This window comes from Acidovorax sp. GW821-FHT10E04, from assembly GCF_059415185.1.
On record NZ_JBWKMT010000003.1, the window covers coordinates 518159 to 540484 of the forward strand.

The window sequence follows — 22326 nt, forward strand, 5'->3', positions numbered from 1 at the left end:
TGGCATGAGAACCCGTTTTGCCCTTGCCGCCGCCGCACCCGCCATCGCGTGCGCGGCCCTCACCCTGACCCTGGCCACCGCGGCCCGCGCCCAGCTGCACGACCCGGCCACGCCGCTGGCCGTGGCCTCCAAGGTGGCGCTGCGCGGCGAGGCCAACAGCATCGCCGTGCGCGAGATGCGCATCGTGCGCAAGAACGACATCCTCGTCGTGCAGGCCGACATGGCCAACATGGGCCGCACCGACCGCACCGTGTTCTATCGCTTCAAGTGGCTGGACAACGTGGGCAACCAGGTGGGCGACGGCGAATCGTGGAAGCAGATGAGCGTGCTCGGCCTGGGCCAGCAAACCGTCAAGAGCGTGGCGCCGACCAGCGCCGCCGTCGACCTGCGCCTGGAAATGAACGTAGAACCGCGCTGAACACCACAGTGCCGACCGGAGAAAACAACATGCAACGCAACACCATTCAGCGCACCACGCTCATCCTGGCCTTCGCGGCCAGCACCCTGGCCCTCTCGGCCTGCCAGAACCTGTCCTCGCCCACCGTGCGTTTTGACCGCCAGGTCAACTACGGCGACGCCAAGGCCGTCGAGCTGGTGACCAACGAGTTCGGCTCCACCGACCTGCAGATGATCGCCGAGAAGATGACCGGCGGCCTGCTCGAAACCGGCATCTTCCAGGGCCGCCCCACGGTGACGATCTCCACCGTGAAGAACAAGACCAGCGAGTACATCGACACCACCAACGTGATGAACTCGATCCAGACGGCGCTGGTCAAGTCGGGCAAGGTGCGCTTCGTGCGCTCCATCAACGAGATGCAGGCCGGTGTGGACGAGCTGCAGCGCCAGAACCAGAGCGGCCTGTACAAGCAGGGCACCACCGCCAAGGTCGGCCAGATGACGGCCGCCAAGTACAGCATGGAAGGCGAGCTCACCAGCATCGTCAAGCAGAACAACGCGACCAAGGACGTGTACTACAAGTTCACGCTCAAGCTGTTCGATGTGCAGGAAGGCACGATCGAGTGGCAGGATGAAAAAGAGATCCGCAAGACAAGCAAGCGATAAGAAGTAGGCAACCCCCTGAGCGGCTGCGCCGCTTCCCCCTTTCTCTCGCGCTGCGCGCGGGAAGGGGGACGCCGCCAGTGCGGTGGGGCGGCCCTTGCACGGCGGCTGCTGGCCTGGGCCGCGCCAGTTTCGAAGGATGAAGGTGCTCCGGCCCGCATCGCTCGACCCATTCATGAATTTCCGTCAGCTCACAAGGAGCACACCATGCAACGCAGAATCACCCTCCACACGGCCCTGGCCGTGATCGCCGCCACCACCATGGCGTGGGGCACCGCCGCCCAGGCGCAGCAGCCGGGCGCCGCGCCCAAGATCGCCGTGACGGACCTGGCCTACGCCCAGCGCGTGTCCGAATATTTCCTGGCCGGCACCTACCAGCGCAGCAGCCAGATGAGCGCGGGCGGCAGCCACAGCGGCGGCTACAGCGCCGGGCCCTACGGCGGGGGCGGCTCGCACTCGGGCAGCCACCACATGCAGGCGTCCGAGCAGGCCAGCGGCACCTACGTGGCCGGCCGCTACAGCTACATCGAGCAGCGCGAGCTCGGCGGCTACACCAACGACATCAAGGGTGCCATCCTGCAGGGCACCTACTTCCGTCTGATCCAGGGCAAGGGCTTCGACGCGGGCAAGCCCCAGCCCTCCAAGGCCGAGCAGGTGCTCAACCAGGTGCAGGGTGGCAAGATGGCCACGCCCCAGGTGCAGCCCCAGGTCAACGACGTGATCAGCCGGATCAAGAAGGGCGAGTTCAACGGCGCCGACTACGTGCTGTTCGGCGTGGTCTCCAGCATCGACTTCACCGATGCGCTCTCGCCCCTGCAGGGCACCACCAGCGCCACGCGCCAGTACGGCCTGCAGCTTCTGGCCGACTTCTCGCTCATCAACACCAAGACCTACGAGATCAAGGCCGCGTTCTCCGCCCAGGGCGAAGGCAACGACACCAAGATCCTGTCGATCCGTGGCGACATCGCCCCGCCCAACCGCGCCAAGGTGATCCGCGAGACCTCGCTGTCGCTCGCGCAGGACGTGTACCAGCAGATGGCCATGCAGCTGGGCTACACCGACGCCCACCTGGCGCGCGGCGTGCGCCCGCCGCCGGTGTACCAGCAGGGCGGCCAGCCCATGCCCGTGCCGCAGCCCCAGCAGCCCGAGCAGGTCCTCATCCTGAAGTAAGGGCATCCCTGGGCCGGGGCGTGCCGGTTTTGACTGGATTGCCCCGTTCCGGTTGATGGATAAGCGCGATATGCTATTGATTTGCTAGCATCTTGCGGCCTCAGGCGCCTGGCGGCGCGCCAGTGGCAGGCGCAGCGTTCCGGGTCGCCGCAGTCGTGCCAGACTTCGGCTGTGCTCAACGTCCAACGCTTTTTTTCTTGTGCCGCACCTGGGCGGTCCCTGGCCAGCCCTGCGCTGGCCTTTTTCGTGGCCACGGCCGGGGCCGTGGTGCTCGGCGGCTGCGCCGCGTCGCCACCGCCGTTCTATGCGGCGGCCGTGTCCGGATCGCTGGTGAATGTGTACGGGCCCGAAGCGTCCGCGGACGCGCCCCAGGCGCCCCCGCAGGCCCCGGCGGCGCCGACCCAGGCCCCGCCGCCGTCGGAGCCGTTTGCACCGCGGCCCCTGCCGGGCGCCGATGGCGCGACGCTCCAGGCCCTCGCGCGCAGCGAGCGCACGGCACCGCTGCGCTACCGCGTGATCGTCATCCCCGGCTCCGGCTGCGCGGGCATGGGCCCGATTGCAGACCGCTATTTCGCCGGCCTGCTGCACGCGCAGGTGCTGGTGCTGCACAAGCCCGGCGTGGACCCGCAGGCGCGCACGGCCCCCGGCGACTGCGCGCGCGAATTTGTGCAGCAGGACCGCCTCTCCACCTGGCTGGCCCACGCGCGTGCGGCCCTGGTCGCGGATGCGCGGCAGCGCGCGCGCGACGGCGCGCCCGCGCTGCCGCAGCTGCTGGTGGGCATCTCCGAAGGGGCCGAACTCTTGCCCGCCCTCGCCCCCGAGGTGCCGCAGCTGGCGGGCCTGGTGCTGCTGTCGGCCAGCGGGCTGGACCCGCAGGAGGCCGGCAGGCTGCAGGCGCAGCGCCTGGGTGCGCAGGAAGACTGGGAGGAACTGGCCCGCGTGGTGGCCGGGAGCCGGCCCGACACCGCCATGGCGCAGGGCCGCAGCCTGGGTTACTGGCGCGACCTGTGGAGCTGGCCGCTGACCCTGCCGCTGGTGCAAAGCCCCTGGCCCGTGGTGCAGGTGTGGGGCGGCGAGGATGCCCTGGTGCCCCCCGCCGCATACGAACGGTTTGCCGAACTCGCCGCCTTGCGCACCGAGCCCTATTGCGCGCGCAGCCTGCCCGACGCGGACCATGGCCTGCAGCGCCGCGCCGCCGGGGCGGATGGCGTGCAGCAGGTGTGGGCCTGGGCAGAGCAATGGGCGCGGGACCCGGCCGCAGGCCTGTGCGCGCCCTTGTCGCGGTAACAGGCCATGGCGCAGCGCCACCTGCCGCCGCCTGCATGCCAGCCAGGGGCGCGGCGCATGGAGTGGTGGTGGCGCCGGGGCTGCGCGCCCGTCGCGGTGCCGTGTCTGAGCCTTCTCTTCCTCCTCCTCCTCGCGCCCGCCGCGTTCGGCCAGACGGCCTCGTGCGCTGACTTCCTGGCCGCGCAGCGGCGCAAGCCGCCGGGGCTTGAATGGACCGGCTGTGCCGAGGGCCATCTGCACCAGCTGCGCGCGCTGACCGCGACCTATCGGGTACCGGGCGCGCAGGCGGCGGCCGTGGAGCGCTACCTGGCACGCCACACCGGCATGGCGCGGCTGCACTTCGTGTGCTGTGGCTGGGAGCCCCGCAGCCGCCACCGGGGGCGCGAGGGCGCGGGCAGCCTGCCGGGGCCGCAGGGCTTGGCCTACCGCGTGTCCATGCACTCGGGCGAAACGCTGGTCACGCGCCGCGGCGGCTGGGGCGCCATCCCGTGGTTCGAGGTGAGCGTGGTCCTGCCGCTGGAGCCGCCGTAGCGCAGGGGGCGCGGCCTACCGTGGCCGGTACATCTTGAACAACTGCTCCGGCCCCACCGTGAAGTAGTCGGCCGGGCCCCCCGCGCGCAGGATGTGGCCGGCGTTGGCGGTGTCGTACACGCCGTCCTTGAGCAGCCGCTGGTCGATGTGCACGGCCACCACCTCGCCCAGCACCAGCCAGGTGGGCACCTGCACGCCGTCTGCGCCCTGCAGCTGCAGGATCTGCGTGCTGCGGCATTCGAAGGTGACGGGGCTTTCGGCCACGCGGGGTGGGCGCACCTGCGTGGACGGTCGGGGCGTGAGGCCGGCGAGCGTGAACTCGCTGACCTCGGGCGGCGCGTTGGCGCAGCTCTGGTTCATGGCCTCGGCCAGGTCGCGCGTGGCCAGGTTCCACACGAACTCGCCGGTCTCCTGCACGTTGCGCACCGTGTCCTTGAAGCCGATGCTCGCGAAGCCCACGATGGGGGGCACGTAGTTGAACGCGTTGAAGAAGCTGTAGGGCGCGAGGTTGGTGGCTCCGGCCGCGCTCTGCGTGGAGATCCAGCCGATGGGGCGGGGGCCGACGATGGCATTGAACGGGTCGTGCGGCAGGCCGTGGCCCTGGCGGGGTTGGTAGCTGTGGATGGCGGAGTCGGGCATGGCGGCGGGGCGGCGAAGGCAAGGAATGCCCATCGTAGGGCGATCTCAGGGCGCCTGCGGGCCCGGGGGCATTGCGGTGGCCTCGGCCTGCGCCTGCAGCCAGGCGCAGAACACATCGATCCGGGGGTGGGCGCCGGCGCGGCGGCGCAGCACGTAGTCGTAGCCCGAGGCCGCGAAGCCCAGCGGCGCCACCAGCCGGCCGGCCCGCACGTCGTCCAGCACGAGGTGCCAGGGGGCCACCGCCACGCCCAGGCCGCGCACGGCGGCCTCCAGGGTGAAGTAATAGTGTTCGAACTCGGGGCCCGCGGGTGGGGCGGCAGGCACCGGCGCTCCCGTGGCGGCCGCCCACATGGCCCAGGCGTTGCGCCGCGTGCGCGTGTGGAGCATCAGGGGCTGCAGGGCGGGAGCGGCCATGTCGGCGGGCTGGCGCAGGGCCACGCGCCCGGCCAGCGCGGGGCTCAGCACCGGGCCCAGGTGTTCGGGGAACAGCCGCGTACAGGCCGGGGTGTCCCGCGCCGCGCCGGGCTCCTCGGCGGTGATGGACACGTCGCAGCGCGCGGGGGCGGCCCCGGCGCCTGCGTCGGCGGTGGCGGTGGCGGTGGCGGTGGTGCGCAGGCGCACCTCGATGCCCGGGTGCCGCGCCTGGAAGTCGAACAGCCGGGGGATCAGCCATTTCACGGTGAAGGTGCTGAAGCAGGCCACGTCCAGCGGGCCTCGGCTGCCGTCGCCGATCTCGCGCACGGCCTCGGCGATGTGCGCGAACGCGGTGGTCAGCACGGGCTGCAGCACGCGCGCCGCCGGGGTGAGCGTGGGGCGGGCCTTGCTGCCGTCGAACAGGGGCACGCCCAGGTGCTGCTCGAGCTGGCGCACCTGCCGGCTGATGGCGCCGGGCGTGACCGACAGTTCGTCGGCCGCCGCGGTCATGCGGCCCAGGCGGGCGGCGGCCTCGAAGGCGCGCAGGGCGCCCAGTGGGGGCAGGCGGGGGCTCATCTTTGTGAGTTTAGTGCACAAGGCTGCGGAGAAATCATCGCTTTGCAGGCGGCAGAACGATAGCAACAATGGCCCATGCTATCAGCGGCAATGCCCGGATCGCCTGAAGGCTGCGCTGCCCGCTTCTGCCTATTTAATTGACTTCAGGGAACATACGAGAACACCGCCATGCCTTTCATCCGCACCCATGTTCCGCAAGACACCCCCGCCGCCACGCGCACGGCCATCGTGCAAGGCGTCCACCAGGCGCTGGTGGACAGTATCGGCATGCCGCCGGACGAGCTGTTCAACCTGGTGGCCGGCTACGCGCCCGGGGAGTTCGCCTGCAGCCGCACCTTCAACGGCGTGGCCCGCTCCGACCGCGTGGTGGTGCTCGAGATCACGCTGCGGCGCGGGCGCAGCGATGCGATGAAGCGCGCGCTGTACGCCGCCATCGCGCACAACCTGCACACCCTGGCGGGCGTGGCGCCGGCCGATGTGTTCATCTTCCTGCACGAGAACGACTATTCCGACTGGTCCGTGGGCCACGGCCGCTTTGCGATGGACCTGGTGCAGCAGCGGGTCGCGCCGGGCTGAGGGGCGTGGTCCCATCCAGCGACATCCGTTTGCTGCAAATTTGATAGCTGTTGGCGCTTTCCGGCCGTGCGCTAGGCCATGTTTTTGCCAATGAACCCGCTGGGCGGCTGCCCCATCGCCGCCTTGAACATCGCGGAGAACGCGCTTTCGCTCGCGTAGCCGCTGGCCGCCGCCACCTGGCCCACGGGCTCGCCGCGCGCCAGGCGGGGCAGGGCATGGGCCAGCACGGCCTGGCGGCGCCACTGTGCGAAGCCCATGCCGAACTGCGCGCGGAACAGGCGGGCCAGCGTGCGCTCGCTGGCGCCGCTGTCGGCCGCCCAGTGCCGCAGCGTGGCGTAGCGGCCGGGCTCGTGCAGCACGGCCTGGCACAGCGCGCGCAGGCGCTTGTCGCTGTGGGGGCCGGGCAGCGGCACGCCCAGGGCCAGGCTTTCGGCCTGGCCGATCTCATCGAGCACCAGCGCGGTCAGCGCGGCCTCGCGCGCGGGGCCGGGGTGCGGGCCGCCCACGGGGTCCAGCGCCGACACCAGCTCGCGCAGCAGGGGCGTCACGGCCATCACGCGGCAGTTCGCCCCGCCAGCCGGCACCACGCCGGGGTCGATGTAGAGCGTGCGGAAGGCGGCCGCCTCCAGCACCGCCACGGCGTGCAGCGCGCCGGGGGCGATCCACACCGCGCGCGAGGGTGGCACGATGTACGCGGTGGCGGTGCCCGGTGCGTGCACGCTCACCTGGACCACCCCGCTGGCGCAGTAGGCCAGCTGGCCCCAGGCGTGGCGGTGCGGCTCGAAGTGCGTATCGGCCGGCATATCGCGCGCCCGCACCCGCACGGGGCTGGCGGGCGTGGGGGTGAACGGGTCGGTGTCGCCCAGGGGAGCGGCTTGGCTGGTACGGGCCATGGGGGGTCGAAAAAAGCAGAAAAGGGGGCGTGGCCGGCGTGCCCCGGATCAACGGTTTGGCGCAAATTCGCCGAAAGCTGTCGTTCCGTCGCATTCCAGAAACCCGGGGCCAATACTACGATGCCGCCATGACCACCGCAAATGTCCACGGCCTTCCGCCTGCCTCCACCCCGCTGCGCGCCGATGCCAGCGTCATCGGGCTGGTCGGCATCGCCCACCTCATCAGCCACTACAGCCAGCTCCTGCTGGCGCCGCTGTTCCCGTGGCTCAAGGACGCGTTCCAGGTCGGCTACACCGAGCTGGGTTTCCTGATGACCATCTTCTTCGTGGTCTCGTGCGCGGTGCAGGCGGGCTCGGGCTTCGTGGTGGACCGCTTCGGGCCCCGGCCCATCCTGTTCGGCGGCCTGGCGCTGCTGGGCCTGGCGGCCTTCGGCTTCGCGGCCAGCACCAGCTACGCCATGCTCGCGGCGTTCTCGGTGCTCGCGGGCATCGGCAACGGCGTGTTCCACCCGGTGGACTACACGCTGCTCAACCGCCGCGTGAGCGCGCCGCGCCTGGGCCACGCCTACAGCGTGCACGGCATCACCGGCAGCCTGGGCTGGGCGCTCGCGCCCGCCATGCTGGTGCCCATCGCCATCGCGACATCGTGGCGCGTGGCGCTGGTGTGCGCGGGCGTGCTGGCGTTCTCGGTGCTGCTGGTGCTGCTGGTCAGCCGCCGCCACCTGGCGCTGCCGCCCATGCCCGCGCCCACCGCTGCGGCCAGGTCCGCCGCCACCGGCGCGGCCGGGCAGGGAGGCAACTTCGCGTTCCTGCGCATCCCCGCCGTGTGGATGTGCTTTGCGTTCTTCTTCTTCTACGCCGTGGCGCTGAACGTGGTGCAGGCCTTTGCCCCCGAGGCCGCGCGCCAGCTGCATGCCGTGCCCGTGGCGCTGGCCGCGATGTGCCTCACGGTCTACATGGTGGCCAGCGCGGGCGGCATGGTGCTGGGCGGCTTCCTGGCGGCCGACCCCAGCCGCTGCGAGCGCATCGTGGGCATCGGTTTCGGCCTGGCGGCCTGCGTGGCCGTGGCGCTGGCCCTGGCGCACCCGCCCGGCGCCCTGGTGCCCGTGCTGTTCGGGGTGATGGGTTTTTGCGCCGGCATCGCCGGCCCCTCGCGCGACCTGCTGGTCAAGCGCTCCACGCCCGAAGGCTCCACGGGCCGCGTCTACGGCATCGTGTATTCGGGCCTCGATATCGGCCAGGCGCTGTCGCCGCTGCTGTTCGGCGTGCTGCTCGACCAGGGCCGCTTCACCGCCGTGCTGCTGGGGCTGGCCGTGGTGCAGGGCGTGCTGATCGCCAGCGCCTTCAACGTACGCCGGGTGCGCAGGACGGTGGCGCCGGTGGCGGCCTGAACGCGGGCCGGGCGGCCTGCTGCCGGACCCCGTGGCCGCGTGAATCTCGGTGAGAATGGCGGCGGCTGCCCCTCATCGATCCATCCGTCCATTGCGGGAGATTCACCGTGTCCACCATGCCTTCGTCCGGCGCCGTCGTCTTCGCCAAGGACATGCAGCGGCTCGCCGCGTTCTATGAAGGGCTCTGCGGCCTGAACGTGGTCCACGCCGAAAGCGACCATATCGTGCTGGAGTCTGGCGCGGTGCAGATCGTGGTCCACGCCATCCCGCAGCGGATCGCCCGGGCCATCGCCATCACGCAGCCGCCCGTGGTGCGCGAGGAGACCCCCATCAAGCTCTTTTTCGCGGTGCCGGACCTGGCCCAGGCCCGGCTGCGGGCCGTGGCGCTGGGCGGGCAGCTCGCGCCCGCGGCCAGGGAATGGGAGGCCCGGGGCTTTCGGGCCTGCGATGGCCACGACCCCGAGGGCAATGTGATCCAGCTGCGCCAGCACCTGGCCTGACACTGCCGGGCACGAGCCCAAAAGGCGGGGCGCCAGCACGGAGTGCGCCGATGTGCTGCAATGCGCTCCGGTCCCGGCGGGCAAAAAAAGGCCGCCGGGCGCCGACCCTTCCTTCCCTGTGCTTCATCCCAAGACAAGAATCCCGCCATGACATCTCCCCTCTACAACGCCAGCGTTCCCGTTCTCCGCCAGATGCTGGGCTCGCTCAAAGACATCCTGGCCAAGACCGAGGCGCACGCCACGGCGCGCAAGCTCGACCCCGACGCCCTGCTGCAGGCCCGGCTGTTCCCCGACATGTTTCCCATGGCGCGCCAGGTGCTGATCGCCTGCGACTTCGCCAAGGGTGTGGCGGCGCGGCTGGCGGGGGCGGAGGTGCCTTCGTATCCGGATGCGGACCGCCCCGGCTTTGCCGACCTGAACGAGCGCATCGACACCGTGCTGGCGTTCGTGGAAGGCCTGCCCGTGGAGGCGTTTGCCGATGCCGCCACGCGCACCATCACCATCCAGCCCGGCACCGCGCGCGAGCGGCAGTTTCCGGGCGAGCAGTACCTGCTGCACTACGGCCTGCCGCAGTTCTTCTTCCACGTGACCACGGCCTACGCGCTGGCCCGCCACAACGGCGTGGAGCTGGGCAAGCGGGACTACATGGGCAAGATTTGATGCCCCCTGAGCCGCTGCGCGGCTTCCCCCGAGGGGGAAGCACCCGGTGGCCCGGGGAAGCCGGTTCCACGGGTGCACTGGCGTGGGGGCGCGCCAGTGGTTGAGGGTGTGGCGGAATCGGGTTCGGGGAGCGTCGCCTCCCCGGTATTCCACAAGCCGTTCGGGTTGAGCCTGTCGAAGCCGGGGCGCAAACATCGCACCACCCAGCCTGGGCCCGCATGAACTGCGTGCGGCGGTTTTATCGGACCACGCCAGCGCCGCTGCGCCGCACCCAGGCGATCAGCACGCCCAGCACGCGGGGCCGCCACGACAGTGTGAACGCGATGGTGAGCGCGGCACCCGCGAGCGCCATGAACCACACCAGCGACGCCATGGATGCGTGGTCCACGGCCAGGCACAGGGCCAGGGCCACGAGCAGGCCGGCGGCGCCCATCCAGCGCAGTGTGCGCACGGTGCTGCGCCGCAGGGGCTCGGTGCCGCGCACCTGCTCCCAGTGCGCATCCATCGACAGGGCCAGCCAGCCGAGGCCGACCACGTTGGCGGCCAGGGCCGCCACCAGCAGCAAGGCGTCAGGCACGGGCGGTCTCCAGCGAGGAGGCCGCGCCGCCGTCCACGGCAGGGGCGCCCAGCTGGCCCTGGGCGCGGTGCTTGAGCTTGCGCGCGGCCAGCACGGCGATGGCGCTGCTCGCCAGGATGGCCAGGTCCACGCCGGCCACGGGCCAGTAGCCGTTGCCAAGGGTGCGCAGCAGGTGGTCGCCCGTGGTCACCCAGTTGAGCAGCACGGCCGCCACGCCCAGCACGGCGATGGCCCAGCACTGCTCGGCCCAGGCGGGGGCCATGCGCGCGCTGGCCACGGGCGCGGTGCGCCAGATGCCGTGCACGAAGGCCAGTGCCCAGGCGCCCCAGAAGACATATTGCTCCCAGTCCCCGCGCGCGGGCAGGTCGGTGGGCAGCAGGCGGTTTCCGATCAGCATGGACAGCGCGGCGATCAGCATGCCCGTCACGGTGGAGACCGCGAACGCGTCCACCCAGCGCGCTCCGGTCACGCCCTGCCTGGCGTGCTGGCGCTTGCGTTTTTCCACGAAGAAGATGAAGCCCGTGGCGATGCACACGCAGCCCGAGAGGCCGCCCAGCACATACAGCCAGCGCAGCAGCCAGTGCCGGAAATGCTGCAGGTGCAGCCCGGTGAGGAAGGTGTTGACGCTGGCCACCGGGGTCAGCGGCGGGTCTTCGCGCAGCACCTCGCCGGTGCTGGCCTTGAAGTGGATGCCGTTGCCCACGAGCGCGATGCGGTCGGTGCCCGCGCGGTACACGCTCACGTATGCATTGGCGTCGCCCACGTGCTGCACGGTCAGAAAGCCCACGTCGCCCGCCATGCCCTGCGCGGCCCAGCGGCGCTGGGCCTGCGCCACCATCGCGTCCACCGACGCCAGGGTGCCGGCGGTGCCCGCGCGCTCGTGCGGCAGGCCGGTTTCTGCGGCCTCGTGTTTTTCGTGCAGCTCGTGCAGCGGGTGCAGCTGCGTGTGGGTGATGGGGAAGTAGATGCCGCCAAAGATCACCAGCCCCGAGAACGCGAAGATGAAGTGGAACGGCAGGGCCACCACGCCCGTGAGGTTGTGCAGGTCGAGCGCGCTGCGCTGCGTGTGCTTTCGGGGGCGGAAGGTGAACAGCTCGCGGAAGATCTTGCGGTGCATCACCACGCCGCTGACCAGCGCCACCAGCATCATCAGCGCGGCGAAGCCCACGATCCAGGTGCCCAGGTCCTTCCATTTGAAGTTCAGGCTGTAGTGCAGCGGGTAGAAGAACTGGCTGCCGATCTTGAGGTGGTCGTCGGGCAGCGAGGCGCCCGAGCGCGGATCGATCGTGCGGTTGCCCCAGATGGTGTTGTCGTCGGGGTCCTTGGCATTGGGCAGCTCATAGCCCGCGAACAGGCCCAGCACCGGGTCGCGGTGGGTGGTGTACGCGCCCCAGGTCTTGATGACGGGGAAGCTTTGCGCCACAGGCCCGTTCACGCGGTCCCTGGCGGCCTCGATGTTTTCCGCGCTGGGCCTCATGTCCTGGAAGGCCGGCTGCAGGATCTTGTCGAACGAGGGCATGGGCTGCGGCTCGAAGCGGGTCTGGGGAATGGCCCACCGGTCGATCTCGCGGTCGAACACCGACAGCGAGCCGAAGAAGAAAACGACCATCAGCACGAAGCCCAGCACCAGGCCGAACCAGGTGTGCAGCCAGGCCATGGTGAGCCGGAAGTTCTGGAACATGATGGGTATCTACCTCTTGGGTTCGTGCGCGCGGTTTACAGGATGGCGCGCTGCACCAGCCAGGCGGCGCCGGTCATCAGCGCCCCGCCGCCGGCCAGCACCAGCCACACGCGCTTCAAGCTTGCCGCCGAAAACGCCCACAGAAAGGCCACCAGAAAGACGATGAAGCCGACGATGTAGCCCAGGGCCTCCGCATCGTGGAACTCCATCTGCGCCGCGAACAGAAGGCCGATGCCCAGCGCGATGAAGCCCCATGTGAAGGCATAGCCGCCCAGGACGCCCGCGGCGATGCGCGAAACGATGTGCAAGCGGGAAACTGCGCTGGTGGCCATGGCGAAACGGATGCGAACGGGATTGGTGATGAGATTGATTCGTAATTATGCAGCCCTTTGCACCATTTCCCCATTGCTGCCAGGGTGATGGGCAACGGCCGGCCCGCCCCGCGCGTCGCAGGCTGCGCCCTCGCACGGCCCGTGGCAGGCGAGGGCCCCGGGTGACGGCCCGCCGTGGCGCGGGCCCGGACGATGCTGTCCACGGGTCCACGCGCACCGGTGGCGCCGGGGTCCGCAGGGCGCGGAGCCGCCCTGGGGCTCAGACCACGCTGCGGTGCCGCGCGATGCAGGTGTCCAGCGTGTCCTCGCCCGTGCGCTGCCACCAGTCCAGTGCCGAGAAGATCTCCACCTCGGCATAGCCCGCAAAGCCTGCCGCCTCGACCCATTGGCGGATCTTCTTGAGCTCGATCACGCCGTCGCCCATCATCCCCCGGTCGCTGAGCAGGTCGCGCGTGGGCAGGCGCCAGTCGCAGACATGGTAGGCCAGCAGACGCTCCTTGCCGGCGCGCGCAATCTGCTGCTGCAGCTTGGGGTCCCACCACACGTGGTACACGTCCAGCGCCACGCCCAGGCTGCCACTGCGGCTGGGGTCCAGCGCATCGCAGATGTCGAGCGCGTGCTCCAGCGTGTTGATGCAGGCGCGGTCGGCCGCCTGCATGGGGTGCAGCGGCTCGATGGCCAGCGGCATGCCCACCTGGCGCGCGTATTCCAGCGACGCGGCGATGCCGTCGACCACCTCGCCGCGCGCGCGGGCGATGTCGGTGTAGTGCGGCGTGCCATCGAGCGCACCGGGCAGGGCGCCCACCACCAGCACCAGGCAGGCGGCGTCGAGCGCCTTGGCCTCGTCGATGGCGCGGCGGTTGTCGTCGAGCGCGGCGCGCAGGCCCGCCGTGTCAGCCGCCGGGAAGAAACCCCCGCGGCAGTAGCCCGACAGTTCCATGCCATGGGCGCGCAGCTGGCGCGCGGTGGCGTCCAGCCCCGCCGCGGCCACTTGGTCGCGCCAGGGGCTGATGGCGCGGATGCCGCGTGCGGCGCACTGGTCGATGATGCGCGCCAGCGGCACCTCGGCCCCCTGCTGCTTGCGCACAGTGGCCGTATTGATGGAGAGCCAGCGGTGGTCTTGGGTGAAATCACGCATGGCGGTCAGGCACTCACGCCGTGCAATGCCAGCAGGTGGCCCATGCGCTGCACGGCCAGTTCGGGCTGCTCCAGCAGGTCGGCCTGGTCGGCCAGCCGGAAGAGCTCGGCGAAGTGCACCAGCGAGCGCGTGCTCTGCTGCCCGCCCACCATGGTGAAGTGGCACTGGTGGCCGTTGAGCCAGGCCATGAAGACCACGCCCGTCTTGTAGAAGCGAGTGGGCGCCGCGAAGATGTGGCGCGACAGCGGCACCGTGGGCCCCAGGATGGCATGGAAGCGTGCCGTGTCGCCCGCGGCCAGCGCTGCGAGTGCCGCGCTCGCGGCCGGTGCGATGGCGTCGAAGATGCCCAGCAGCGCATCGCTCTGGCCCTGGCGCGGCGTGCCGCCCGCGCCGTCGCCGGCGATGAGTTCCGCGTAGTTGAAATCGTCGCCGGTGTACATGCGCACCCCCTGGCCGTCGGTGCCACCCGTGGTGGGCAGGCGGCGGCGCATGGCGACTTCCTTGTCTTTGTCGAGCAGCGATATCTTGATGCCGTCCACCTTGTCCGGGTGGGCGGCGATCACCGCCAGCGCCGTGTCCATGGCCGCATCCACGTCGCGCGAGCCCCAGTAGCCTGCGAGCGCCGGGTCGAACATGTCGCCCAGCCAATGCAGCACCACGGGCTGCTTCGCCTGCGAGAGGAGGCGGTCGTACACGCGTTCGTAGTCGGCAGGGCTTTTGGCCACGCGGGCCAGCGCCCGGCTGGCCATCACGATGAGCTTGCCGCCGAGCTTCTCGATGGCCTCCATCTGCTCCTCGTAGCCGCGGATCACGTCGTCCACCGACTTCACGTCCTCCAGCACCAGGTGGTCCGTGCCGCAGCCCGAGGCCACGAGCGCGCCCGGCCCGAAGTCACGCGCCGCGTCCAGCGAGCGGCGGATCAGCTCCAGCGACGTCGGCCAGTCCAGCCCCATGCCGCGCTGCGCGGTGTCCATGGCCTCGGCCACGCCCAGGCCCAGCGACCACAGGCGCTGGCGGTAGGCAATGGTCGCATCCCAGTCCACTGCGCACTGCAGCCACGGGTCGATCGCGGCCAGCGGGTTGGCCACCACGTGGGCGGCCGAGTAGGCGATGCGGCTGAACGCGGCGCCCTTGGGCGGCACGACCGGCGGGCGGCCTTGCAGGGTGTAGGGGCTGATGCGGCCATCGGCCGTGGGCAGGGGGAGGCTGAAGGCCATGGTGTACTCGCAGAAATTTGAATGAAATTGGCCTTTAGCGCTTATCCAGCAAGCGCTAGCAGCTATCAAAACAGTAATCGGTGGTTAAGCTTGCAGGGGGGCCACATCGACCCAGCGGCGTTCCTTCCAGCTTTCCAGCGCGGCTTCGACCAGCTGCACGCCCTTGGCGCCTTCAGGCAGGGTCCAGCGGTACGGCGCGTCTTCCACCACGTGGCGGATGAAGTGCTCCCACTGGATCTTGAAGCCGTTGTCGTAGACCTGCGAGTCCGGAATCTCCTGCCACTGGTCGAAGAAGTTCATGGTCTGCTTCTCGTCGGGGTTCCACACCGGGCGCGGCGTGGCCACGCGGCTTTGCGCGCGGCAGCTCGACAGGCCCGCGACGGCCGAGCCGTCGGTGCCGTCCACGTGGAAGGTCACCAGGTCGTCGCGCCGCACGCGCGTGGCCCAGCTCATGTTGAGCTGCGCGATCACCGGCTCGCCGTTGTGGCCCGTGAGTTCGCAGGTGGCGTAGGCCGCGTCGTCGGCCGTGGCCTGGTACGGTTGGCCGGCCTCGTCCCAGCGCGTGGGGATGTGCGTGGCGCCGATGCAAGACACCGACTTCACCTCGCCGAACAGGTTGTCCAGCACGTAGCGCCAGTGGCACATCATGTCCAGGATCATGCCGCCGCCGTCTTCGCTGCGATAGTTCCAGCTCGGGCGCTGGATGGGCTGCAGGTCGCCCTCGAACACCCAGTAGCCGAACTCCAGGCGCACGCTCAGCATGCGGCCGAAGAAGCCCGCGCGGCGCAGCATGTCGAGCTTGCGCAGGCCGGGCAGAAAGAGCTTGTCCTGCACGGCACCGTGCTTGAGGCCCGAGCCCGACGCCAGGCGCGCGATCTCCACCGCTTCGTTCAGGTTGGTGGCGATGGGCTTTTCGCAGTACACGTGCTTGCCCGCGCGGATCGCCTTGGCCAGCAGGGTGGGGCGCATCTGCGTGGTGCCGGCGTCGAAGAACACCGTGTCCTCCGGGTTGGAGAGCGCGGCGTCCAGGTCCGTGCCCCAGCGCGCGATGCCGTGGGCCTTGGCCAGGGCCTCCATCTTCTCGGCATTGCGGCCGATGAGGATCGGATCGGGCATCACGCGGCTGCCGTTCCCGAGCACCACACCGCCCTGCGCGCGGATGGCGCAGATGGAGCGGATCAAGTGCTGGTTCATGCCCATGCGGCCGGTGACGCCGTGCATGATGAGTCCGAGTCGTTGGGTTGCCATGGCGGTGGTGCTTTCGTTCAGTTCAAAGGTTGCAGAAAAATTGGGCAAAGGCGCGGCCTGGCCACCCCCGGCAGGGGCTGGCGGTGCGGTGCGGCGCGAAGGGAATTACTGTGTGGGCGAGAGTCCGGCGGCCTTGACCAGCGTGGCGTTGCTCTTGATCTCGTCCTTGATGTAGGCGTCGAACTGCTCGGGCTTGAGCGTCCAGGCATCGGCGCCGAGTTTCAGGAAACGTTCTTTCACCTCGGGCGTGGCCAGCGCCTTCACCACCTCGTCGTGCAGGCGGTTGACGATGTCGCGCGGCGTCTTGGCGGGCACCATCATCCCGATCCAGAAGTTGAACTCCGAGCCGGGCACGCCGGCCTCGGCCGTGGTGGGCACGTCGGGCAGGGCGGCGGCGCGCTTGGGCGAGCCCACGGCCAGCGCCAGCAGCTGGCCGTCCTTGATCTGGCCGATGACGGGCGCGATGGGCGAGAAGTAGTAGTCCACGCGGCCCGACAGCACCTCGGTCACGGCCTCGGCCGAGCCCTTGAAGGGGATGTTCTGCGCGTCGATCTTGGCGGCCAGCTTGAACTTCTCGGCGTTCAAATGCGTGGCGCTGCCCTGGCCGGCCGAGGCGAAGTTCACCGTGCCGGGCTTGGCCTTGGCCGTGGCCACCAGGTCCTGCAGCGTCTTGATGCCCTTGGCGGGCGAGATCACCAGTGCGTTGGGCAGCGACGAGATCGGCGTCACGCCCGCGAAGTCGCCCACCGTGTCGAACGGCAGCTTGGCGAAGGTCGAGGGGCTCACCGTGTGCGACGACGAATGGATCATCACCGTGTAGCCGTCCGGCGCGGCCGTGGCCACGGCCTGCTGGCCGATGGTGCCGCTGGCGCCGCCGCGGTTGTCCACCACCAGCGTCTGGCCCATGCTCTGGCCCATCTTGTCGGCGATGGCGCGCGCAATGATGTCGGTGGTGCTGCCCGCCGCAAACGGCACGATCACGCGGATCGGCTTGGTCGGGTAGCCGCCTTGCGCCAGGGCGCCGAAGGACAGGGTGGTGAGCGCGGCCGCCGCCAGGGCGGTGGCCGCAGCGCGGCGGGTGGTGCGGGTGATGGGCATGGATTTGTCTCCGTGGGCAGGCTTGGACTTGCTCTTTAATTCACTGAATGGTGAATAGAGTGCATTTTTCAGGAACGCGCCCTGCACGTCAACGCGGTTCCGCACGTTGAAATTAGGGGTTTACCCGCATCCGTGGGATGCGCGCGGCCCGGGGCCTGTCGCCGTGGAGGAGCCAACCGCCGCGCGGCCAGGCGTGCCGCGAGGTGCCCGGCTGGTCCCGTAGAGTCAGGCCATGGGCTATCAAATTTCGACCGACAAGACCGTGACGTGGCGGGAGTTTTCTGCGCTGATGGCGGCGGTGGGCTGGGGCGAGCACGACGAAGCCTTGTTCCTTCGCTCCTGCCGCGCGTACCCCCTGGTCGCCCATGCGCGGATGGACGACGGCGCGGTGGTCGGCTACGTCTCCGCCTTCAGCGACGGGGCGTTCTCTACCATGCTGGGTGAACTGGTGGTCCACCCCGCCGTACAGGGCAGGGGCATCGGACGGGCGCTCATGCAGCGGATCGAGCTGGAGTTCCCTGGCGTGCCCATCTACGTGAAGGCGATGGGCGGGGCAAGGCACTTCTTTTCAGCGTGTGGCTACCGGGAGCCCCAGGCGCAGGTCACCGTGATGTTCAAGCGGCCGCCGCCCCCGGGTCATGACCGCGAAGGCGGGCTGTAGACGAAGCTTGGGGACCGGGCCGTCGGGCTCAGCCGAGCAGCACGTACCCGAGGATCACATCGCACATGTGCGAAAGCCGCTCGCTGCGCGCCTTCGGGGCCATGAGGTCGCGCCCGAAGATCGCCGACAGCGTGTGGTTGTTCGACAGGTAGAAGTACGACAGCCCGGCGATGGACACGTACAGCTGCAGCGGATCCACCCCGCCGCGGAAGCTGCCCTCGCGCCGCCCACGCTCCAGCACCTCGCCCAGCGTGGCGATCAACGGCGAGTTCATCTCGCGCGCGCGCTGCGACTCCTGCAGATGGCGCGCCCTGTGCAGGTTGGCGCTGTTGAGCAGCGTGAGGAACTGGGGGTTCTCCAGGTAGTAGGTCCAGGTGAACTCCACCAGCCGCCGGATGGCGGTCGCGGGCGGGAGGTCCAGCAGGTTGAGCTTGCGCTCTTCCTCGCGGATGTGCAGGTAGGCCTGCTCCAGCACGGCCTGGAAGAGCTTTTCCTTGTCCTCGAAGTAGTAGTAGATCAGCCGCTTGTTCAGGCCCGCCCGCTCGGCGATGCGGTCCATGCGCGCGCCGCCCAGGCCGTGTTCGGCGAACTCGTCGCGCGCGGCGCTGAAGATCACGCCCTGGGAGCGGTCGGCATCCCGCTGGCGCTCCTTGGCGGGGGTCTCGGTGTCTTTGGTCATGCCCGAATAGTTCACTATTTGGTTAACAAAATCCAGTGCATGCTGGATTCAGGGGGCCAGGGGCGGCGATGCGGGTGTGGCGGCATCAGGTGGCGCGGACTGGATTGTGCCGCGCAGCCGGCCTGCCGGCCGGGCGCAATGCTGCCCCTGCCCGGCAGTGCGTCATTGCGCGTAGTCCAGCGGCAGCGCGGTGGTGAACTTGATTTCTTCCATCGCGAAGCTCGAGCTCACGTCCGACAGCGCCACGGCCTGCGTCAGCCGCCTGTAGACCGCATCGTAGGCGCGGATGTCGGGCACCACCACGCGCAGCAGGTAGTCCACGTCGCCGCTCATGCGGTAGAACTCCACGATCTCGGGAATGCCCATCACCACGTCGCGCAGGGTCTCGAACCACTGCTGGTGGTGCTGGTTGGTCTTGATGGCCACGAACACGGTCACGCCCACATTGACCTTGCGCGGGTCCACCAGCGCCACGTGGCGTGTGATGAACCCCTTCTCGCGCAGCCACTGGATGCGCCGCCAGCAGGGCGTGTTGGACAGGTGCACGGCATCGGCCAGCTCGGCCAGCGGCGTCTCGGCGTCGTGCTGCAGCAGGGCAAGCAATTGGCGGTCGATGGAATCCAGATTCTGTTTCACGGCAAATAAGGAAATCTGTTTCTCGTATTTGGCGTGAAATGGGGCATAAAAGCAAAATGATTTTCATCAAGTCGTCACATACTTGATGGGCGTTCCCGGCGCTCGGGCCGTCCGCCGTGCCCCACAGGGCGGCGGTTTCACCACCCTCCCTTTCCAAGGACCTTTCACCATGACGGCTTCTGTCTTTCGACGCCAACCCACCCGCTGGGGCCTGGGCATCGCCGCGCTGGCCCTGCTGGCCGCCTGCGGCGGCAATGACGGCCCCGGCACGCCGGTGGCCAACCCCGAGCCCGTCGAGCAGTACGTGCCGCCGGAGCCGCCCTCGGGCTACACGCCCAAGGCCATCAGCTACGCCAACAAGGACATGGTGTCCACCGCCAACCCGCTGGCCACCAAGGCCGGGGTCGACATCCTGGCCAAGGGCGGCACGGCGCTGGACGCGGCGATCGCCGTGCAGATGGTGCTGAACCTGGTGGAGCCGCAGTCGTCGGGCATCGGCGGGGGCGCGTTCATGCTGCACTTCGACAAGGGGGCCAACAAGCTGCTCGCCTATGACGGCCGCGAAACCGCGCCCAAGGCGGCCACGCCCAATCTCTTCATCGGCGCGGACGGCAAGCCGCTGGCGTTTCTGGCGGCGGTGGATGGCGGCCTCTCGGTGGGCACGCCCGGCGTGCTGCGCATGCTCGAAGCCGCGCACAAGGTGCACGGCAAGCTGCCCTGGAAGGACCTGTTCGAGCCCGCGATCCAGCTCAGTGAAAACGGCTTTGCGATCTCGCAGCGCATGAGCGTGTCCATCGCCGGCTCGGCCGCGCGCATCAAGGCGCAGGGCGAGCCCGGCGCCAGCTACTTCCTCAATGCCGACGGCACGGCCAAGGCGGCCGGCACGCTGCTCAAGAACCCCGAACTGGCCGCCACGCTCAGGGCCATTGCCGCGGGCGGCGCCAACGCGTTCTACCAGGGCGACATCGCCAAGGACATCGTGGCCAAGGTGGCGAGCCACCCCACCAACCCCGGCAAGCTGTCGCTGGACGATCTGAGCAGCTACACCCACAAGGTGCGCGAGCCCGTCTGCGGCGTCTACCGCACCCAGTACCGCGTGTGCGGCATGCCCGCGCCCAGCTCGGGCGGCATCGCCGTGCTGCAGACGCTGGGCCTGCTGCAGGGCTTCGACCTGGCGGCCATGAAGCCCAACACGCTGGATGCGGTGCACGTGGTGTCCGAGGCCTACCGCCTGGCCTATGCCGACCGCGCGCTGTATGTGGCCGACCCTGACTTCGTGAACGTGCCGCAGGCCGGCCTGGTCAACGCCGACTACCTGCGCGAGCGCGCCAAGCTCATCAGCCTGAGCAAGAGCATCGGCACCCCCGTGGCGGGCACACCGCCGGGCGTGAGCGGCGCCAAGGGGCAGGACAACTCGCTGGCCCTGCCATCGACCACCCACCTGTCCATCATCGACAACGCGGGCAACGCGGTGTCCATGACGACCACCATCGAGAACGGCTTCGGCAGCCTGCAGATGGTGCGGGGCTTTTTGCTGAACAACCAGCTCACCGACTTCTCGTTCACCGCCACCGACGCTGCAGGCTTGCCCATCGCCAACAGCGTTCAGCCCGGCAAGCGCCCGCGCAGCTCGATGGCACCCACGATCATCTTCAACGCGGCCACCGGAGACCTGGAAGGCGCCATCGGCTCGCCCGGCGGCAGCGCCATCATCCAGTACACCGCCAAGAGCATCCTGGGCATGACGGACTGGGGGCTGAACGTGCAGCAGGCGATCAACCTGCCCAACTTCGGCGCGCAGACCAACGCGACCACGTCCATCGAAAAGGGCTCGGTCATCGACACGGCCGCCATCCGCGACGGCCTCAAGGCGCGGGGCCACACCGTGGCGCAGACCGACACCTTCACGAGCGGCCTGCATGGTGCGGTGTTCAATGGCCTGCGGTCCAACGGCAATGCGGGCCTGCTGGCGCGCAACCCCGGCGCGGGCACGTATGCGGGCGGCGCGGACCCGCGCCGTGAGGGCATGGCCCAGGGCAACAACTGAGGACACCGTGGCGGCCTGAGCCGCCACGGCGGCACCGCAGTGCGGTGTCCCTTGGGAAAATCCCCCTGGCGCAGGATGGATGGTGGGTTTTCGCTATTCAAAATATAGCAACTGCCGCCGCCATACCCTGGGGCTGCTCCGGTGCCGCTGCTCCAGGCGGCACCGCGTGCCAGGGCATCAATCCGGTGTGCCGTCGCGCGGCTCGGCCGCCTTGCGCGCCCATTCGCGCGCCAGGGCCGGGTTGCGCGGCACGCCTTCTCCGCGGGCGTACATCAACGACAGGTTTCGCTGGGCCTTGGCATGTCCCTGCCCGGCCGCCTGCTGGTACCAGTGCACGGCCTGCTTCTTGTCCCGTGCCACGCCGTCGCCTTCGTCATAGGACACGGCCAGATTGAACTGGGCCTTGGCATGGTCCTGCCCGGCCGCCTGGCGGTACCAGTGCACGGCCTCCTTCTTGTCCTGGGCGATGCCCTCGCCCGCGTCGTAGGCGAGCCCCAGGTGGTACTGCGCGGATGCAAGGTCGTTCTCCGCCGCGCGCCGGTACCAGTGCACGGCCTGCGCCAGGTCCTTGGCCACCCCGTCACCGTGGTAGAACGCCATGCCGAGCTGGAACTGCGATTCGGGATGGTCCTTCTCGGCGGCCTTGCGGTACCACTGCACGGCCTGCCGGGGGTCTTTGTCGACCCCCTCGCCCTTGTCGTACGAAATGCCCAGGTTGTACTGCGCATCGAGGTGGCCCTGGGCCGCCGCCTTGCGGTACCACTCCACCGCCTTGCGGAAGTCCTGCGGCACCCCCTCGGCCTTGTCATAGGACACCGCCAGGTTGTATTGCGCCTGGGCGTGGCCGAGGTCCGCCGCCTTGCGGTACCACTGGGCGGCCTGCACCCGGTCCTGCGGCACGCCCAGCCCCTCGTCGTAGGACACGCCCAGCTCGTACATCGCATCCGTGTGGCCCTGCTGGGCGGCCTTGAGGTACCAGCCCACCGCCGTGGCTTCGTTCAGCGCCACGCCGCGGCCTGCGTCGTACATGCGGCCGAGGTGGTACTGGGCGTCTGCATGGCCGGCCTGCGCGGCGGGACGCAATTCCTTCAGAGCTGTGGCGTATTCCCCGCGCTCATAGGCGCGGACTCCCTCTTTCGGGCCCGCCGCGGCGGGCCCTGCGGCGCACAGCAGCGCACCCAGGCAGGCGGCGGACACGAGGGAGGACAAGGAGGGGGGCAGACGTGGCATAAAAAGTAAATGGGGCGATGGGCCCGGGGGCGGCCAGAAAAACGCGGATGCGGACAAGCAGGGGCCCGCCGTTCGGCGCCGCCCAC

24 protein-coding genes are annotated in these 22326 nt (G+C 69.6%); 11 read left to right on the forward strand and 13 right to left on the reverse strand.

Annotated features, from left to right (window positions below; all coding sequences use genetic code 11):
- Nucleotides 1-4: 4 nt before the first annotated feature.
- From AC07OC_RS11725 to AC07OC_RS11745, 5 genes are all read left to right on the forward strand, one after another.
- Nucleotides 5-418: a YcfL family putative periplasmic lipoprotein gene (locus tag AC07OC_RS11725; RefSeq protein ID WP_218296429.1), complete on the forward strand. Its 414-nt coding sequence runs from the start codon at nt 5-7 to the stop codon at nt 416-418.
- Nucleotides 419-447: 29 nt separating this feature from the next.
- Nucleotides 448-1062, forward strand: a complete 615-nt coding sequence (gene lpoB / locus AC07OC_RS11730; RefSeq protein ID WP_218296430.1) for a penicillin-binding protein activator LpoB — start codon at nt 448-450, stop codon at nt 1060-1062.
- Between the two features lie 204 nt (nt 1063-1266).
- Complete coding sequence (locus AC07OC_RS11735; protein ID WP_218296431.1) at nt 1267-2229, forward strand: hypothetical protein; 963 nt, start codon at nt 1267-1269, stop codon at nt 2227-2229.
- Between the two features lie 171 nt (nt 2230-2400).
- Nucleotides 2401-3516 (forward strand): alpha/beta fold hydrolase, encoded by a 1116-nt coding sequence (locus AC07OC_RS11740; RefSeq protein ID WP_494601234.1) that lies wholly within the window; start codon nt 2401-2403, stop codon nt 3514-3516.
- A 6-nt stretch (nt 3517-3522) separates the two neighbouring features.
- Nucleotides 3523-4047 (forward strand): DUF4952 domain-containing protein, encoded by a 525-nt coding sequence (locus tag AC07OC_RS11745; RefSeq protein WP_494601236.1) that lies wholly within the window; start codon nt 3523-3525, stop codon nt 4045-4047.
- Between the two features lie 15 nt (nt 4048-4062).
- Here the strand turns inward: AC07OC_RS11745 and AC07OC_RS11750 are convergent, their stop codons facing one another.
- Nucleotides 4063-4719 (reverse strand): flavin reductase family protein, encoded by a 657-nt coding sequence (locus tag AC07OC_RS11750; protein ID WP_370627745.1) that lies wholly within the window; start codon nt 4717-4719, stop codon nt 4063-4065.
- Between the two features lie 12 nt (nt 4720-4731).
- A complete protein-coding gene (locus AC07OC_RS11755; RefSeq protein WP_494601238.1) occupies nt 4732-5676 on the reverse strand; it encodes a LysR substrate-binding domain-containing protein in 945 nt (314 codons plus the stop codon).
- A 168-nt stretch (nt 5677-5844) separates the two neighbouring features.
- On the opposite strand from AC07OC_RS11755, the gene AC07OC_RS11760 reads away from it, so the two are divergent.
- Complete coding sequence (locus tag AC07OC_RS11760) at nt 5845-6252, forward strand: tautomerase family protein (RefSeq protein ID WP_218296435.1); 408 nt, start codon at nt 5845-5847, stop codon at nt 6250-6252.
- Between the two features lie 71 nt (nt 6253-6323).
- Here the strand turns inward: AC07OC_RS11760 and AC07OC_RS11765 are convergent, their stop codons facing one another.
- A complete protein-coding gene (locus AC07OC_RS11765; RefSeq protein WP_218339269.1) occupies nt 6324-7145 on the reverse strand; it encodes an AraC family transcriptional regulator in 822 nt (273 codons plus the stop codon).
- A gap of 128 nt (nt 7146-7273) precedes the next feature.
- Here AC07OC_RS11765 and AC07OC_RS11770 point away from each other — a divergent pair, with 128 nt between their 5' ends.
- From AC07OC_RS11770 to AC07OC_RS11780, 3 genes are all read left to right on the forward strand, one after another.
- Nucleotides 7274-8536, forward strand: coding sequence for an MFS transporter (locus AC07OC_RS11770; RefSeq protein ID WP_218296437.1), 1263 nt, complete (start codon nt 7274-7276; stop codon nt 8534-8536).
- A gap of 116 nt (nt 8537-8652) precedes the next feature.
- Complete coding sequence (locus tag AC07OC_RS11775; protein WP_255591003.1) at nt 8653-9036, forward strand: VOC family protein; 384 nt, start codon at nt 8653-8655, stop codon at nt 9034-9036.
- A gap of 147 nt (nt 9037-9183) precedes the next feature.
- Nucleotides 9184-9696 carry a DUF1993 domain-containing protein gene (locus tag AC07OC_RS11780; RefSeq protein WP_218296439.1) on the forward strand — a complete coding sequence of 171 codons (513 nt, stop codon included), beginning with the start codon at nt 9184-9186 and terminating at the stop codon, nt 9694-9696.
- Between the two features lie 238 nt (nt 9697-9934).
- Here the strand turns inward: AC07OC_RS11780 and AC07OC_RS11785 are convergent, their stop codons facing one another.
- The 7 genes from AC07OC_RS11785 to AC07OC_RS11815 form a co-directional block, all read right to left on the reverse strand.
- Nucleotides 9935-10273 carry a DUF3325 domain-containing protein gene (locus tag AC07OC_RS11785; RefSeq protein WP_218339267.1) on the reverse strand — a complete coding sequence of 113 codons (339 nt, stop codon included), beginning with the start codon at nt 10271-10273 and terminating at the stop codon, nt 9935-9937.
- Entirely contained in the window at nt 10266-11954 is a 1689-nt protein-coding gene (locus AC07OC_RS11790; protein ID WP_494601241.1) for a PepSY-associated TM helix domain-containing protein, read from the reverse strand. The genes AC07OC_RS11785 and AC07OC_RS11790 overlap by 8 nt, the downstream gene beginning before the upstream one ends.
- A gap of 35 nt (nt 11955-11989) precedes the next feature.
- A complete protein-coding gene (locus tag AC07OC_RS11795) occupies nt 11990-12286 on the reverse strand; it encodes an iron uptake protein (RefSeq protein WP_218339265.1) in 297 nt (98 codons plus the stop codon).
- Between the two features lie 259 nt (nt 12287-12545).
- On the reverse strand, nt 12546-13424 hold the full coding sequence (locus AC07OC_RS11800; protein WP_218339264.1) for a sugar phosphate isomerase/epimerase family protein: 879 nt from the start codon (nt 13422-13424) through the stop codon (nt 12546-12548).
- 5 nt (nt 13425-13429) lie between these two features.
- Nucleotides 13430-14641, reverse strand: coding sequence for a dihydrodipicolinate synthase family protein (locus tag AC07OC_RS11805; RefSeq protein WP_218339263.1), 1212 nt, complete (start codon nt 14639-14641; stop codon nt 13430-13432).
- An 84-nt stretch (nt 14642-14725) separates the two neighbouring features.
- On the reverse strand, nt 14726-15889 hold the full coding sequence (locus tag AC07OC_RS11810) for a Gfo/Idh/MocA family protein (protein WP_494601244.1): 1164 nt from the start codon (nt 15887-15889) through the stop codon (nt 14726-14728).
- 105 nt (nt 15890-15994) lie between these two features.
- Nucleotides 15995-16987 (reverse strand): tripartite tricarboxylate transporter substrate binding protein, encoded by a 993-nt coding sequence (locus AC07OC_RS11815; protein WP_218296445.1) that lies wholly within the window; start codon nt 16985-16987, stop codon nt 15995-15997.
- A 232-nt stretch (nt 16988-17219) separates the two neighbouring features.
- Here AC07OC_RS11815 and AC07OC_RS11820 point away from each other — a divergent pair, with 232 nt between their 5' ends.
- A complete protein-coding gene (locus AC07OC_RS11820) occupies nt 17220-17648 on the forward strand; it encodes a GNAT family N-acetyltransferase (protein WP_218339261.1) in 429 nt (142 codons plus the stop codon).
- A 28-nt stretch (nt 17649-17676) separates the two neighbouring features.
- Here AC07OC_RS11820 and AC07OC_RS11825 read toward each other — a convergent pair whose 3' ends face one another.
- Nucleotides 17677-18327, reverse strand: coding sequence for a TetR/AcrR family transcriptional regulator (locus AC07OC_RS11825; RefSeq protein WP_218339260.1), 651 nt, complete (start codon nt 18325-18327; stop codon nt 17677-17679).
- A 162-nt stretch (nt 18328-18489) separates the two neighbouring features.
- On the reverse strand, nt 18490-18951 hold the full coding sequence (locus AC07OC_RS11830) for an Lrp/AsnC family transcriptional regulator (protein WP_218296717.1): 462 nt from the start codon (nt 18949-18951) through the stop codon (nt 18490-18492).
- Between the two features lie 181 nt (nt 18952-19132).
- Here AC07OC_RS11830 and ggt point away from each other — a divergent pair, with 181 nt between their 5' ends.
- A complete protein-coding gene (gene ggt / locus AC07OC_RS11835) occupies nt 19133-21010 on the forward strand; it encodes a gamma-glutamyltransferase (protein ID WP_218339259.1) in 1878 nt (625 codons plus the stop codon).
- 177 nt (nt 21011-21187) lie between these two features.
- Here ggt and AC07OC_RS11840 read toward each other — a convergent pair whose 3' ends face one another.
- Nucleotides 21188-22219, reverse strand: coding sequence for an SEL1-like repeat protein (locus AC07OC_RS11840; protein ID WP_218339258.1), 1032 nt, complete (start codon nt 22217-22219; stop codon nt 21188-21190).
- Nucleotides 22220-22326 lie beyond the last annotated feature (107 nt).

Excerpts from the sequence above, each read along its gene's own strand:
- AC07OC_RS11725 (WP_218296429.1), top strand. The coding sequence starts at position 5 with ATGAGAACCCGTTTTGCCCTTGCCGCCGCCGCACCCGCCATCGCGTGC.
- lpoB (WP_218296430.1), top strand. The coding sequence starts at position 448 with ATGCAACGCAACACCATTCAGCGCACCACGCTCATCCTGGCCTTCGCG.
- AC07OC_RS11735 (WP_218296431.1), top strand. The coding sequence starts at position 1,267 with ATGCAACGCAGAATCACCCTCCACACGGCCCTGGCCGTGATCGCCGCC.
- AC07OC_RS11745 (WP_494601236.1), top strand. The coding sequence starts at position 3,523 with ATGGCGCAGCGCCACCTGCCGCCGCCTGCATGCCAGCCAGGGGCGCGG.
- AC07OC_RS11750 (WP_370627745.1), bottom strand. The coding sequence starts at position 4,719 with ATGGGCATTCCTTGCCTTCGCCGCCCCGCCGCCATGCCCGACTCCGCC.
- AC07OC_RS11755 (WP_494601238.1), bottom strand. The coding sequence starts at position 5,676 with ATGAGCCCCCGCCTGCCCCCACTGGGCGCCCTGCGCGCCTTCGAGGCC.
- AC07OC_RS11760 (WP_218296435.1), top strand. The coding sequence starts at position 5,845 with ATGCCTTTCATCCGCACCCATGTTCCGCAAGACACCCCCGCCGCCACG.
- AC07OC_RS11765 (WP_218339269.1), bottom strand. The coding sequence starts at position 7,145 with ATGGCCCGTACCAGCCAAGCCGCTCCCCTGGGCGACACCGACCCGTTC.
- AC07OC_RS11770 (WP_218296437.1), top strand. The coding sequence starts at position 7,274 with ATGACCACCGCAAATGTCCACGGCCTTCCGCCTGCCTCCACCCCGCTG.
- AC07OC_RS11775 (WP_255591003.1), top strand. The coding sequence starts at position 8,653 with ATGCCTTCGTCCGGCGCCGTCGTCTTCGCCAAGGACATGCAGCGGCTC.
- AC07OC_RS11780 (WP_218296439.1), top strand. The coding sequence starts at position 9,184 with ATGACATCTCCCCTCTACAACGCCAGCGTTCCCGTTCTCCGCCAGATG.
- AC07OC_RS11790 (WP_494601241.1), bottom strand. The coding sequence starts at position 11,954 with ATGTTCCAGAACTTCCGGCTCACCATGGCCTGGCTGCACACCTGGTTC.
- AC07OC_RS11795 (WP_218339265.1), bottom strand. The coding sequence starts at position 12,286 with ATGGCCACCAGCGCAGTTTCCCGCTTGCACATCGTTTCGCGCATCGCC.
- AC07OC_RS11800 (WP_218339264.1), bottom strand. The coding sequence starts at position 13,424 with ATGCGTGATTTCACCCAAGACCACCGCTGGCTCTCCATCAATACGGCC.
- AC07OC_RS11805 (WP_218339263.1), bottom strand. The coding sequence starts at position 14,641 with ATGGCCTTCAGCCTCCCCCTGCCCACGGCCGATGGCCGCATCAGCCCC.
- AC07OC_RS11810 (WP_494601244.1), bottom strand. The coding sequence starts at position 15,889 with ATGGCAACCCAACGACTCGGACTCATCATGCACGGCGTCACCGGCCGC.
- AC07OC_RS11815 (WP_218296445.1), bottom strand. The coding sequence starts at position 16,987 with ATGCCCATCACCCGCACCACCCGCCGCGCTGCGGCCACCGCCCTGGCG.
- AC07OC_RS11820 (WP_218339261.1), top strand. The coding sequence starts at position 17,220 with ATGGGCTATCAAATTTCGACCGACAAGACCGTGACGTGGCGGGAGTTT.
- AC07OC_RS11825 (WP_218339260.1), bottom strand. The coding sequence starts at position 18,327 with ATGACCAAAGACACCGAGACCCCCGCCAAGGAGCGCCAGCGGGATGCC.
- ggt (WP_218339259.1), top strand. The coding sequence starts at position 19,133 with ATGACGGCTTCTGTCTTTCGACGCCAACCCACCCGCTGGGGCCTGGGC.